We start from the raw sequence: 12,439 nt of genomic DNA, 5'->3' as shown, positions 1-12,439 counted from the left end.
TCCCGCTCACACTATCTTAAAAATGCCTGGGCTTGCGCCGCCCCGACCGCTAACCCCTTGTCGAGGACAGGGCCGACAGCGCCCGCAGCAGGGCCTCGCGGCACGGCCCGTCCAGTTCGCGTCCACCGTAGAACACGGCGGAGAGGCCCGAGGCGAAGTCGAGAGCGTCCGCCCTCAGCGGCTCCGGCAGGGTCCAGGCGAACTCCAGGAGCCCCACGCAGGGGGAGCGCACGAAGCCGCGCCGGGCCATGAGGCGATCAAACCGACGGAGCAGGGCGGCCCGCTCGTCGCGGTGCGCATAGCGCCATACCCCCCAGCCGCTGGCCAACGCCAAGATCACCGCCCCTACCGCAAAGGCTGCGCGGGAAGCCCCGCGCCCCGTGCCATCCATGAAGCTTCCCACGGAGGGGAGGGCAGCACGGGGGTTCCTCAGGAGGGACCGCAGCGCTCCGGCCCACTGTGCCTGCTGGCTGCCGCCGTAGGCCACGAAATAACGGTTCCACTGATAGTCCAGGTAGTCCCAGAACTCGCCCCAACCACTGCCCGAGGCGAGGACCTCCGCTTCCACCTCGTCCTCCAACGCCGTCGGCGTCGGGTCCAGCCGAATCCAGGCACGGCTCGCCCGGTCCCAGGCCTCCACCCAGACGTGGGCGTTCAGGTCCCTAACCGAGTAGAAGCCTCCGGTGCGGTTGTAGTCTCCGCCCCGGTAGCCCCCCACCAGCCGGGCGGGGACGCCCAGCATCCGCAGCATCACCCCGGCGGCCGATGCGAAGTACTCGCAGTTGCCGCGCTTCAGGCGGAGCAGGAAGTCCTCCAGTGCGTTCCGTCCCTGCGCCAGGTTCCTCAGCGTCCACCGGTACTCTCCGCCCGACAGCCGCGCGACGACGGCCTCCATCTTCTCCCGATCACCCTTCGCTCCCCCCGCGATCTCCTCCGCAAGGCGGCGAACGGCTGGGGAATACCCCTCCGGCAGCTGAAGGCAGAGGGCCTCGTCCCGCGGCGTCAAGCTGCCGCCACCCGTCGGATCGAGGACGGACTCCGCCTCGTAGCGCGCTCCATTGAAGGAGCGGTGTGCGTAGGTCCCGTTGCCCAGGTCTAGGGCATCGGTCCCCCAAAGGGTCACTGGGCGGTCCAGGGTGAACAGCCAGCGGTGTCCGCTGGGTTCCATCTGGATCGAGTAGCGCAGGTTCTCCGCGCCGGAGGTTGGGGCGTCCCAACCTCCGCGGCGCCCCACCAGGTTGACTGTCCAGGTGTCTCCGGTGAACAGGGACAGCACCACGCCGCGCCAATAGGGCGTTCGCGGCGCAATGTCCCGCATCTCCGCCCGAAAGGCCAGGCGTCCGCTCTCCTGAATCTGCCCCACGTCCCCCAGGCTGAGTTGATCCGAGAAACCCGTCGTCGCGCCGAAACCACCCTGTGAAACGCGAAAGGGGCTTCGGAAGCGCGGCGCCGCGAAGAAGAGCAGGAGACACAGGGGCAGCATCACGAGGAACATGCCCAGGGCGCGGGCAAGGAGGCCCCTCACGTCGCTCCAGCTGAGGCGCGCATCCGGCTCCCGGCGCATCCAGGCGGACATCATCAGGATCATGGAGCCCACGATCCCCACGCCGACGCAGACCGTCATGAAGACGCGCTCGACGGACAGGACGGCGTAGATTACGGCGGCGGCCAGCAGGATGATGACCACCTGGGCGTATTCGCGCGGACCGCGCCTCTCGTACACGCGGAGCAGAAACAGGAGGAGGATCGCCTCAAGCAACGGCTCCGCCGCATAGCGGAGCGATATCTGCCCCAGGATGGGGATCAGCAGCAGGAGCACCGCCGCAAAGGTGACGAAGCCCGGCGGCCGGGGCAGGTCCAGAAAGGAGGCGGCTCCCACCACCGCCAGGCCCAGCAGGAAGGCCCAGCCTGCAGCGGCGCTGATGCCGTCCTGCGCCATCGCAAAGCACATCAGCCCGCAGACCGGAAGCAGGAGGTCCAGGTAGAAGCGGATGGGGCGCGTCCGGGGTGCGACAACCGAAGTAGGGCTCGTCATCGCGCTGCCCCCTCGTAGAGGGCCAGCCGCCGCAGGAGGGCAAGGCGGTTCTGTCGGCCCGGGGCCGGCGGAAAAAGCGTTCCCCGATCCATCATGCCGATGGGCGCGCTCTCGCGCTCCGCCTGCAGGATTCGCCCCGCCGCCGCGGACAGGCCGCGCTCCAGCCCGTCGCGCACCAGCCCGTCCAGGTCGATCAGCAGCCCCACGGGCGCCTCGCCCTCAAGGAGGCGGGTGCTCAGCTTCCCCGTGCGGGCCGTGATCTTCCAGTGCACGCGGCTTACGGGGTCTCCCGTCTGATACGGCCTGACCCCAGCCGCGTCGGAGGCGTCGTCGCTCCGGGAGGAACCGACGGACGCCGCCCCCTCCTCCTCCGCCTCGCCGACCGCAACCACCGACGCGTCGGGAGCCGGCGTGGGAAAGGTCAGCGCCGTCGTCCAGTTCCGGTCCCAGGCAAAGCGGGTGAAGAAGTCGAAGGGGAACACGGAGGAAACCTCAAGGGCCACGCGGACCGTCCCGCGTCGCGGCAGGGTCAGTACGACGCCGCGGCTCGCCGCCCCGTGCGGAGGGACGACGCCGAAGAAGGCGCGGGGGGCAACCCCCTCCCCTTCCTCCAGGCGCACCGTCACCTCGATCATGTGGAGCGGAGCGGAGCGCGGGTTCTCGACGCGGATGGAGGCCTCGAAGGGGATGCCCGCGTAGATCTCGTCCGGCAGCTCCAGTGCAGCCCGCGCCCCCATGATGTTGCGCCGCCCCGCGACGCCTGAGGCCAGCATGTATCCCAGAAGGAGGGCCGTCAGCAGGTACAGCAGGTTGTTTCCGCTGTTGACGGCCACCACACCCAGCATGATCGTCAGGAGCGTGTAGACCGTCCCCGCGGTGCGGAGCCGGATGATCGGAGAGCCGGTCCAGGGCCTATCCTTCCTCGAACGGCGGCGTCCCCTGAAGGCGGAGAGGACGGGCATCAGGGAATGGGCGTCTCGCTCAGGATCTGGCTCAGGACGCCCGCGCCCGACGCCCCCTTCCGGGCCTGAAGACGATGGGCCCAGGTTTCAAGGGCCAGGAAGCGAACGTCCTCCGGGACGACGTAGTCCCGCCCCCCCAGCCAGGCCAGCGTGCGGGCCACCCGCAGGATCATCATCCCGCCCCGCGGGGATATCCCGCCCTCCAGAAGGGGGTGCGTCCTCGTCCGTTGCTCCAGGTCCAGGACGTAGTCCAGGAGCCTGTCGCCCACGCGGATGCCGCGCTCGATCTGTCCCTGAAGCGCCACGATCTCGTCCGGCGTGAACAGGGGCTGGAAGGACGCGAAGTCATTCTTCTGAGGGCCGAGGCGCAGGATTCGGCGCTCGTCCTCCCGGGAGGGGTAGCCGATGGACGTCTTGATCATGAAGCGGTCCATCTGGGACTCCGGCAGGGGGAAGGTCCCCGCGTTCTCGACGGGGTTCTGTGTCGCGATGACGAAGAAGGGATTGGGCAGGGCGTAGCTTCGCCCGTCCACGGTCACCTGCTCCTCCCCCATGGCCTCCAGGAGGGCACTCTGGGTCTTGGGCGTCGCGCGGTTGATCTCGTCCACCAGCAGCAGGTGGTGAAATACCGGCCCCGCGTAGAACTGGAACTGACCGCTGTCCGCCCGGTAGACGTTCACGCCCGTGACGTCCGTGGGCAGGAGGTCGTTCGTGCACTGCACGCGGCCGAAGCTCAGGCCCAGGAGGCGCGAAGCCGCCAGGGCCAGCGTCGTCTTGCCGAGGCCGGGCATGTCCTCCAGCAGGAGGTGGCCACCCGCGAACACGCACACCAAAAGCCGAAGCAGCACGGCGTCCTTGCCGTGCAGGACGGGCGCAAGGCGGTCCAGGGCCTCCCGCGCCCTGGGATTTTTGACCTCGATGGAATACTCGCTCAACGTAAGACCTCCTGAGCTACGCCGGCTCGTCGACGGGAAGCACCTTCGTCAGCAGCGGGTCGAGCGACAGGGAAACGCGCTCCCCCTCGGCCCACACCCTCTTGGCGTCCGGGGCGTCGATCTGGACCAGCACGTCGCCCAGGTCGGTCCTCACCCAGGACTCCATGCTGTTGCCCAGGTAGACGTTGGCCGTCACGACGCCGTCCTCCACGCCCATTCCCGGCTCGCCCAGCGACAGCGACTCCGGCCGGGCCATCAAGACCGCCCCATCTCCGACTCTCAGCGAAGGGTCCCATCGCGGGGCCTCAAAAGCGTGCCCCTTCACCTCGACGGCGCACACGGCTCCCGAAACGCCCAGCACCGTGCAGGAGAAGAAGGCCGCCCTGCCCACGAAGCCCGCCACGAAGGAGTTCGCCGGATCGCGGTAGATCTCGCTCGGCGTGCCCACCTGCACGATGCGACCGCCCCTCATCACGATGATACGGTCCGATAGGCTCATGGCCTCGACGCGGTCGTGCGTCACGTACATGGCCGTGATGCCGAGGGACTTCTGCAGCCGGCGTATCTCGACGCGCATCTGCTCGCGCAGGATGGCGTCCAGGTTCGAGAGCGGCTCGTCCAGCAGGAGCACTGACGGCTCCACGATGAGGGCCCGCGCCAGGGCCACGCGCTGCTGCTGTCCGCCGGACAGGCGGGAGGGGGACCGCTTCGCCAGCGCGCCGAGGCCCACCATGTCGAGAAAGTGCGCCACCTTCTTCGCCATCTCCGCGCGGGGGACCCTGCGGAGCTTCAGGCCATAGGCCACGTTGTCGAAGACGCTCATGTGGGGGAACAGGCCGTAGCTCTGGAACACCATCGCCGTGTCCCGTCCGTTGGCGGGCACGTCCGTGACGTCCATCTCTCCGATCAGGATGCGCCCTGACGTGGGCTGCTCGAACCCGGAGAGAATCCGCAGCACCGTGGTCTTGCCGCACCCCGACGGCCCCAGGAGCGTGACGAGCTCCCCCGGCTCCAGGCGAAAGGACACGCTCTCCACGGCTCGGACGTCCTGCCCGGACTGCGGGTCGCGAAAGACCTTCGTGATCCCGTTGAGGGTAACGGATCGGGGGGGCTTCCTCCCCGCGTTGACTGTATCTGACATCAATTATTCCTCCAGCTTGGGTTCCCCCGCCCCCGATGGGGCCGGGGGATCAGACGACGTTCTTCAGCAGGTTCTCGTTGCGCCGCACCAGGATGCGCATGATCCCGAAGGCTCCGAAGACGATGACGATGAGCACGGTGGACAGCACGCTGGCCAGGCCGAAGCGCAGGTTCTCCGAGAAGTTGTAGATCAGGATCGTCATGTGATACCAGCGCGCGGAGATGAGGAAGATGACCGCGCTCACGGCCGTCATGGAGCGCACGAACGTGTAGGAGAGGCTCGACAGGAACGCGGGGCGCACCAGCGGCAGGACGATGGTGCGAAAGACCGTGGCGGAGTCCGCCCCCAGGTCCATGGCCGCCTCCTCGATGGAGGGGTCGATCTGCCGCAGCGAGGCGACCCCGCCCTCGATGCCCACGGGCAGCTCTCGCACCACGTAGTTGATGACGATGATGGCCGCCGTCCCCACCAGGATGAGGGGCGCCCGGTTGAACGCCAGGATGTAGCTGATGCCCACCAGCGTGCCCGGCAGGGCGAAGGGCGTCATGAGCAGGGCCTCAAGCAGCCGCTTGCCGCGGAAGCGCCGCCGCACGATGAGCAGCGCCGCGATCATGGCGATGACGCCCGCGATGGGCGTGGCGACGGCCGAGAGGGTCACGGTGTCGAACAGGGCGTCTCGCGACCGGGTCAGGGCCTCGCGGATGTTCTCAAGGCTGAAGGTGTAGTCGATGCCCCAGTTCTTCACGAAGCAGCCTGCGACGATCGTCCCGTAGAGCAGGATCAAAAAGAGGATGATCAGATAGATGACGCAAGCCAGGACGCGGCGCAGGCCGGGCGTCGTCAGCTCCGCGATGCGGCCCGATGGCTTCCCCGTGACGGTGACGTAAGACCGCTTCGCCACCCAGAAGCGCTGCGCCAGAAAGGCCGCAAGCGTCGGCAGGAGCAGAAGGAGCGACAGCGCCGCCCCATGCCCCAGGCGGTTCATCCCCGTCACCTCGATGTAGGACTCGACGGAGAGGACCTTGAGGTCCCCCGCCAGGAGCAGGGGGTTGGCGAAGTCCGCCAGCGAGGTGGTGAAGACCAGAAGCCACGCGCTGAGCAGTCCCGGCGCGGCCAGGGGCAGCGTGATGGACGCAAAGGTCCTGAGCCGGCTGGCCGAGAGGTTCAGCGCTGCCTCCTCAAACGTGGAGTCGATGGCCTCCAGCACCCCGGAGAGCGTCAGGAACGCGATGGGGAACATGCACATCGTCTGGACCATCGTCAGGCCCGGAAGGCCGTAGATGGAGAAGCCCGTGAGCCCCAGCCAGCGCGTGATCAGCCCGTTGTTCCCAAAGAGTAGGATGACGGAGAGCGTGAGGGAGAAGGGAGGCGAGATCACGGGCAGGACGCCCATCATGGCGATGAACCTCTTGAACCGGACGTTGGTGCGCGTACACGCGAACGCGAAGAGGAAGCCGATGAGGGTGGAGAGCGTCGCCGTGCAGCAGCCCAGCTTCAGGCTGCCCTTCAGGGCGTCGATGTAGCTGCTGTTCGTCAGGATCGTTCGCCAGATGCCGAGGGAGAAGCGCCCCTCCTCCAGAAAGGAGAGACGCACCGCCTCGAAGAGGGGGTAGGCCACGAAGACCAGGGCCATCAGGAAGAGGCCGGCCAGGGCAAAGCCGACGACGGGGTCCCGGCTCATCATCACCTGCCAGACCACGACGGTGAAGAGCAGCAGGACCGCCGCGAAGAGCATCCGGAGCATCCGGATAAAGCCCCGCTCCCCCTCTCGGCTGAAGGCGAAGATCAGCGCCCCCTGAACGTCGCCGGTGCGGGCGTCCACCGCCGGTGCAAAGAAGAGCGTCTGCTCCGTCCCGGCAAGGTCCCAGCCGCGTTCGCTGCAGTAGATCTCCTCATAGGCGGCGTTGTCAAAGCCCTTCGCGAACTGGGGGGAGGCGGCGGAGGCCCGGCACAGCTCCGCCAGGTCCGGGTCCCCCCGCACGACGGGAGAGGCGCCGGGAGCCGGCAACCCCTCCGTCAGGGCAACGCGATAGCTCTGCGAGTTTCCGGCCAGGCGAGCCAGCCATCCCTCGGCATCCTCTCCCCCGGGATACCCTAAGGAAACGGTCTGCACCGTGCGGCGCTGGCCGTCGTGGGACACCTCCAGGAACCCCGCGAGGACGCTCCCGTACACCCACCAGCCCACCAGCGCGATGAAGGCCATCATCAGGGCGAAGTGGATCGCCCTCCTCTGCCGCATCTCCCAGGCCCCTGCGCCCTGCGGGCCCCTACTTCTTCTCCGGGGCCATCGATATCTCCCGGTTCCAGCGCTCGATCAAACGCTCCTTGTTGGCGGCGTCCCACTGGTCGTCCTTCAGCATCTTCATCTTCGCGAGCGAGAAGCCCGTCTCGGAGGGGGTGGCCAGGCTGGAGAGGGGGATGACATACCAGCTGGCGATGATGTCCATGGCCTTCTGACCGAGTATCCAGTCGTAGAGCTTCTTGGCGTTCAAGGCGTCCGGACCGTCCTTCAGGATGGACATGGAGGCCGTTTCCGCACCCGTGCCGTCCGACGGGATCACGATCTCGATGGGGGCACCCTCCTTCTGCAGCTTCACCTGGTCGTGGAGGTAGCCGATGGCGATGGGGATCTCGCCGATGGCGCAGCTCTTGCCGGGAGCGGAGCCGGAGCGGGTAAACTGCTCGACGGACGCGGAGAGCTTCTTGAAGTAGTCGAACGCCTTGTCCTCGTCGCCGTCGTAGATGCGGATGAGCGTGGTCAGCATGTTGTAGGCCGTGCCCGAGGTGGCGGGGTGCGCCATGCGGACGCTCTTGGCGTACTCCGGCTTCAGGAGGTCCATCCAGGTCTTCGGCATGTCGAGCTTCAGCTCCTTCGCCCGCTCCGTGTTCATGCAGAAGGCGATGGGGCCCACGTAGAGGCCCGTCCAGTAGTTCTCCGGGTCGCGGTAGTCCGCCGGGATGCTGTCCGCCACGCGGGAGCGGTAGGGCGCCGTCAGGCCGCGAAGCTTCGCCTCGATGTGCTGAGTGCCCACGCCACCGACCCAGATGGAGGCCTGGGGATTGGCCTTCTCCGCCTCGATGCGGGCCACCGCCTCGCCGCCCGACAGGCGCACCCACTGCACCTTGATGCCACTCTCCGCCTCAAAGGCGTCGAACAGCGCCTTGGCCAGCGGCTCCTCCATCGTCGTGTAGGCGTTGACGACCTCGGCCGCCCACGCCCCACCCGCCGCAACAGCCAGCATCGCACACGCAAGGACGAACGCGCACTTTCCAAACCTCATGAGAGAACCCTCCTTGACAAAAACTCTGTGTGTCAACCGTTTTTCCATGACGAACAGAACCCCAAACAAGCGCCGCATTCAAATTATCTCATAACATGATAAAATGTCCAGAATTCTTGTTTCACTCGTGTTTTGCCCGGCGCGTTTCCCCAACGCCGCAAGCCCCGTTCAGGGGAGCGCGCCGAAGACCAAAAAAATGAAGCTGGGAAGGAGCTGCAGCACGGTATGAAGAAGAAGTTCAGGGTCGGGGTCCTCGGCGGGACCGGGATGGTCGGTCAGAGGTTCGTTCAGCTGCTCGCGGCGCACCCGTGGTTTGAAACGGCGGCCATCGCCGCCAGCCCGCAGAGCGCCGGTCGAACCTACGCGGAGGCCGTGGAGGGCCGCTGGCTCCTCGACGGGGCCGTGCCCGATTCCGCGCGGGACCTCGTGCTGCGGGACGTGAGCGACGTGAAGGGCATGGCCGATCGCGTGGACTTCCTGTTCAGCGCCGTCAACATGCCCACGGACGAGGTCCGGAAGCTGGAGGAGGACTACGCCCGAGCCGAAACGCCCGTGGTGTCCAACAACAGCGCCCACCGCTGGACGCCGGACGTCCCGATGATCGTCCCGGAGATCAACCCAACCCACGCGGAGGTCATCGAGGCCCAGAGGCGCAGGCTGGGCACGTCGCGCGGCTTCATCGCGGTGAAGCCCAACTGTTCGATCCAGAGCTACGTCCCGGCCCTCGCGGCCTGGCGCGACCTCGAGCCGCTGGAGGTCGTCGCGGCGACGTACCAGGCCATATCGGGGGCGGGTAAGAACTTCGACACGTGGCCGGAGATGCGCGGCAACGTCGTCCCCTTCATCGGGGGCGAAGAGGAGAAAAGCGAGCGCGAGCCCCTGAAGGTGCTGGGGCGCCTGCGGGACGGAGAGATCGTCCCGGCGGACGGGCCGCGCATCACCTGTCAGTGCCTCCGCGTCCCCGTCCTCTACGGCCACACGGCCGCGGTCCTCGTGAGGTTCGGCAGGGAGCCCGCCTCCGTGGACGAGCTGATCGCGCTCCTGAGGGACTTTCGGGGCGTCCCCCAGGAGCTGGGACTTCCCAGCGCTCCAAAGCAGTTCATCCACTACCTTGAGGCGGAGGACCGTCCTCAGCCGGCCCTCGACGCTCAGTGCGAGGAGGGCATGGCGATCTCCATCGGTCGTCTGCGGCGGGACCCCCTCTTCGGCTGGAAGTTCGTCGGCCTCTCCCACAACACGCTGCGCGGCGCGGCGGGCGGCGCCGTCCTGTGCGCGGAGCTCCTGGCGAGCCGCGGCTACCTCACGAAAAAATAGGGCATCCCCCAGACCAAACACGCAGATGATGAGGCAAATCAGATGATCAACGTTGCGATCCTTGGCTTTGGAACGGTGGGCGGTGGCGTCGCCGAGCTTCTGGACGCGAACCGGGACCAGGTGGCGCGAGCGGCGGGCGACCGGGTGCAGGTCAAGCATATTCTCGTCCGGCGCGACTTTCCCGGTTCCCGCTACGCGGAGCTCATGACCCACGACGTCGGAACGATCCTGAACGACCCGGAGGTGAGTGTGGTCTGTGAGGCCATGGGAGGGCTGGACCCGGCCCTCCCCTACGTCCGCTCCGCCCTTGAGCACGGCAAGTCCGTCGCAACCTCCAACAAGGAGCTGATCGACGCCCACGGTCCGGAGCTGGCCGCCGTCGCGCGGGCCCACGGCCTGAGCCTGCTCTTCGAGGGCAGCGTGGCCGGGGGCATCCCCATCCTGAGCACGATCCGGGACGCCTGCGCCCACGAGCGCTTCGACTCCGCCGTCGGGATATTGAACGGGACCTGCAACTACATCCTGACGCGGATGGAGCGCGAGGGGCTGTCCCTGGCGGAGGCGCTGCGCCAGGCCCAGGAGAACGGCTACGCGGAGCGGAACACGGACGCGGACGTCCTGGGGCACGACACGGCCCGCAAGCTGGCCATCCTGGCGTCGCTCCTGTCGGGGACCCGCATAAGCTCGGCTCAGGTCCCCTGCGAGGGCATCATGGGGCTTGAGGCCGTCGACCTGCGCCTCGCCCGCGCGCTCCGCTGTTCGCTCAAACTCCTGGGCGTCTGCCGGATGGACGCTGCAGGGCTCTCCCTCAGGACGGCCCCCTACCTCGTCCCCGCCTCCTCCCCGCTCTACGGGGTCAGCGACGTGTACAACGGCGTCCTGCTCCACAGCGCCACGCTCGGCGATCTGACGCTCTGCGGTCGGGGCGCGGGGCGCTTCCCTACGGCCAGCGCCGTGGTGTCCGACGTGGTGCAGTGCGCGCGAAACCGGGGACGGACCGTCGAGTGTGGGCTGATCGGCCAGGAGGCGAGGCTCGCCGGCGACCCCGCGGCGGAGGTGCGGAACCTGATCCGCGTCGCGCCCTCCGAGGCGCCCCTGGCGCGGGAGGTCTTTGTCGGCATGGAGGAGGTCGCCCTCGACGACGCTCCACAGGACTTCGCCCTCGTCACGCGCCCCATGACGGAGCGCCGCTGCTGCGAGGCCCTCGCGAAGCTCTCGACGCTGAGGAGCCGTATTCGGCTTTTGGAGGCGGGAGCATGAGGAAGGTCGTCAAGTTCGGCGGCACGTCCCTGGCGGACTCGGCGCAGTTCGGGAAGGTCCGGGACATCGTCCTGGAGGACGAGGCGCGCACGATCGTCGTTCCCTCGGCGCCCGGCAGACGGTCCGCCAACGACGTCAAGGTCACGGACCTGCTCTATCAGTGCTACGGACTCGCCGCGGAGGGGAAGGACTTCCGAAGGCCCCTCCAGGCGGTGCGGGACCGCTACGTCGAGATCGTCCAGGGGCTTGCGCTGTCCCTGCCGCTGGACGAGGAGTTCCGGAAGATCGAGGAGAGCCTGACCAGCGCGCCGGACAGGGATTACACGGCCTCCCGCGGCGAGTACCTGAACGGGCTCGTGTTGGCCGAGTACCTGGGCTTCACCTTCCTCGACGCCGCGGAGCTCTTCTTCTTCGACGACGCGGAAAACTTCGACGCCGCGCGGTCCCACGGCGTCCTGACCGCACGGCTCGAGGAAACGCCAAGGGCTGTCGTCCCCGGCTTCTACGGGATCGACCCGGCCGGAAGGGTGCGCACCTTCCCCCGCGGCGGCTCCGACATCACGGGGGCCATCATCGCGGGCGCCTGCGGGGCCTCCGTGTACGAGAACTGGACGGACGTTTCAGGCCTGTTGATGGCGGACCCGCGCATCGTGAAGGACCCCAAGGTCATCCGGGACATCACCTACAGCGAGCTCAGAGAGCTTGCCTACATGGGAGCGACGGTCCTGCACGAGGACGCCATCCTCTTCGTTCGGAGGGCGGGCGTCCCCATCAACATACGGAACACCAACCAACCGGAGGACCCCGGCACCTGGATCGTCGGGCACACGGCCAAGCAGTCGAGCCACACCATTACCGGCGTCACGGGCAAGAAGGACTTCTGCTCCATCATCCTGGCGAAGGACCGCCTGCACTCCGACCCCGGCTTTCACAGCCGGGTCGTCCGGTGCTTCGAGGAGAGCAACGTCCCGCTGGAGCACCTCCCCTCCGGGATCGACACCATGACCGTGGTGGTCCACGCCTCCCATTTTCTCGACCGTGAGCAGGAGGTGCTGGCCCGCCTGGCCCGCGTCGCCAGGCCGGACACCCTGGACATCGAGCCGGGCCTGGCCCTGATCGCCGTCGTGGGGCGCGGCATGAAATCCCGCAGCGGGACGGCCGCTAAGATATTCACGGCCCTCGCCAGGGTGCGCGTCAACGTGCGCATGATCGACCAGGGGGCCTCCGAGCTCAACGTGATCGTCGGGGTGCTGAACGAGGACTTTGAGCGGGCGATCCGATCCATCTACAGCGCGTTCGTGGAGGAGGACTCGCCGGACTGAGGCGCCCGCCCTCTGAAGGAAACGAAAAAAAACTGGATTGATGATTGACAAAGAGCACGACTTCATTGCGTCGTGCTCTTTTTTATCGGCCCGTTGTCGCAAATTTTGGGGACAGCATAGAGAGCCCTTAACGCCCTCTTTATTACCGGCTAGATTGTCAAGCTAAAAGCAACAGGCAAATTGAAAAAA

Annotated in this window: 9 protein-coding genes; 3 read left to right on the top strand and 6 right to left on the bottom strand. The window is 67.3% G+C overall.

Going from position 1 to position 12,439, the window contains the following annotated elements:
* Positions 1 to 49: 49 nt before the first annotated feature.
* From Q0629_RS02220 to Q0629_RS02195, 6 genes are read right to left on the bottom strand one after another with little or no spacing between them, the layout of a single operon-like run.
* Positions 50 to 2,035 (bottom strand): DUF3488 and transglutaminase-like domain-containing protein, encoded by a 1,986-nt coding sequence (locus Q0629_RS02220; protein WP_298778378.1) that lies wholly within the window; start codon positions 2,033 to 2,035, stop codon positions 50 to 52.
* Positions 2,032 to 2,997, bottom strand: coding sequence for a DUF58 domain-containing protein (locus Q0629_RS02215; protein WP_298778375.1), 966 nt, complete (start codon positions 2,995 to 2,997; stop codon positions 2,032 to 2,034). The genes Q0629_RS02220 and Q0629_RS02215 overlap by 4 nt, the downstream gene beginning before the upstream one ends.
* Positions 2,997 to 3,932 (bottom strand): MoxR family ATPase, encoded by a 936-nt coding sequence (locus tag Q0629_RS02210; RefSeq protein WP_298778373.1) that lies wholly within the window; start codon positions 3,930 to 3,932, stop codon positions 2,997 to 2,999. The genes Q0629_RS02215 and Q0629_RS02210 overlap by 1 nt, the downstream gene beginning before the upstream one ends.
* 16 nt (positions 3,933 to 3,948) lie before the next feature.
* Positions 3,949 to 5,073 carry an ABC transporter ATP-binding protein gene (locus Q0629_RS02205; RefSeq protein ID WP_298778369.1) on the bottom strand — a complete coding sequence of 375 codons (1,125 nt, stop codon included), beginning with the start codon at positions 5,071 to 5,073 and terminating at the stop codon, positions 3,949 to 3,951.
* A gap of 49 nt (positions 5,074 to 5,122) precedes the next feature.
* Positions 5,123 to 7,312: an iron ABC transporter permease gene (locus Q0629_RS02200; RefSeq protein ID WP_298778367.1), complete on the bottom strand. Its 2,190-nt coding sequence runs from the start codon at positions 7,310 to 7,312 to the stop codon at positions 5,123 to 5,125.
* Positions 7,313 to 7,340: 28 nt separating this feature from the next.
* Positions 7,341 to 8,354 (bottom strand): ABC transporter substrate-binding protein, encoded by a 1,014-nt coding sequence (locus Q0629_RS02195; protein WP_298778364.1) that lies wholly within the window; start codon positions 8,352 to 8,354, stop codon positions 7,341 to 7,343.
* A 225-nt stretch (positions 8,355 to 8,579) separates the two neighbouring features.
* Between Q0629_RS02195 and asd the strand changes: the two genes are divergently transcribed.
* From asd to Q0629_RS02180, 3 genes are read left to right on the top strand one after another with little or no spacing between them, the layout of a single operon-like run.
* Complete coding sequence (gene asd / locus Q0629_RS02190; RefSeq protein WP_298778360.1) at positions 8,580 to 9,668, top strand: aspartate-semialdehyde dehydrogenase; 1,089 nt, start codon at positions 8,580 to 8,582, stop codon at positions 9,666 to 9,668.
* A 42-nt stretch (positions 9,669 to 9,710) separates the two neighbouring features.
* Positions 9,711 to 10,928, top strand: a complete 1,218-nt coding sequence (locus tag Q0629_RS02185) for a homoserine dehydrogenase (protein WP_298778357.1) — start codon at positions 9,711 to 9,713, stop codon at positions 10,926 to 10,928.
* Entirely contained in the window at positions 10,925 to 12,250 is a 1,326-nt protein-coding gene (locus Q0629_RS02180) for an aspartate kinase (protein WP_298778355.1), read from the top strand. Before Q0629_RS02185 ends, Q0629_RS02180 begins: the two co-directional genes overlap by 4 nt.
* The last annotated feature ends 189 nt before the right edge of the window (positions 12,251 to 12,439 follow it).

The sequence above is a fragment of the uncultured Fretibacterium sp. genome, assembly GCF_938030725.1.
Classification (GTDB): domain Bacteria; phylum Synergistota; class Synergistia; order Synergistales; family Aminobacteriaceae; genus Fretibacterium.
The sequence above is the reverse complement of the archived record's forward strand: the minus strand, read 5'-3'. Positions and strand labels throughout refer to the sequence as shown.

Coding starts and splice junctions, on each gene's coding strand:
- Q0629_RS02180 (WP_298778355.1), top strand. CDS start 10,925: ATGAGGAAGGTCGTCAAGTTCGGCGGCACGTCCCTGGCGGACTCGGCG.
- Q0629_RS02200 (WP_298778367.1), bottom strand. CDS start 7,312: ATGCGGCAGAGGAGGGCGATCCACTTCGCCCTGATGATGGCCTTCATC.
- Q0629_RS02215 (WP_298778375.1), bottom strand. CDS start 2,997: ATGCCCGTCCTCTCCGCCTTCAGGGGACGCCGCCGTTCGAGGAAGGAT.
- Q0629_RS02205 (WP_298778369.1), bottom strand. CDS start 5,073: ATGTCAGATACAGTCAACGCGGGGAGGAAGCCCCCCCGATCCGTTACC.
- Q0629_RS02220 (WP_298778378.1), bottom strand. CDS start 2,035: ATGACGAGCCCTACTTCGGTTGTCGCACCCCGGACGCGCCCCATCCGC.
- asd (WP_298778360.1), top strand. CDS start 8,580: ATGAAGAAGAAGTTCAGGGTCGGGGTCCTCGGCGGGACCGGGATGGTC.
- Q0629_RS02195 (WP_298778364.1), bottom strand. CDS start 8,354: ATGAGGTTTGGAAAGTGCGCGTTCGTCCTTGCGTGTGCGATGCTGGCT.
- Q0629_RS02185 (WP_298778357.1), top strand. CDS start 9,711: ATGATCAACGTTGCGATCCTTGGCTTTGGAACGGTGGGCGGTGGCGTC.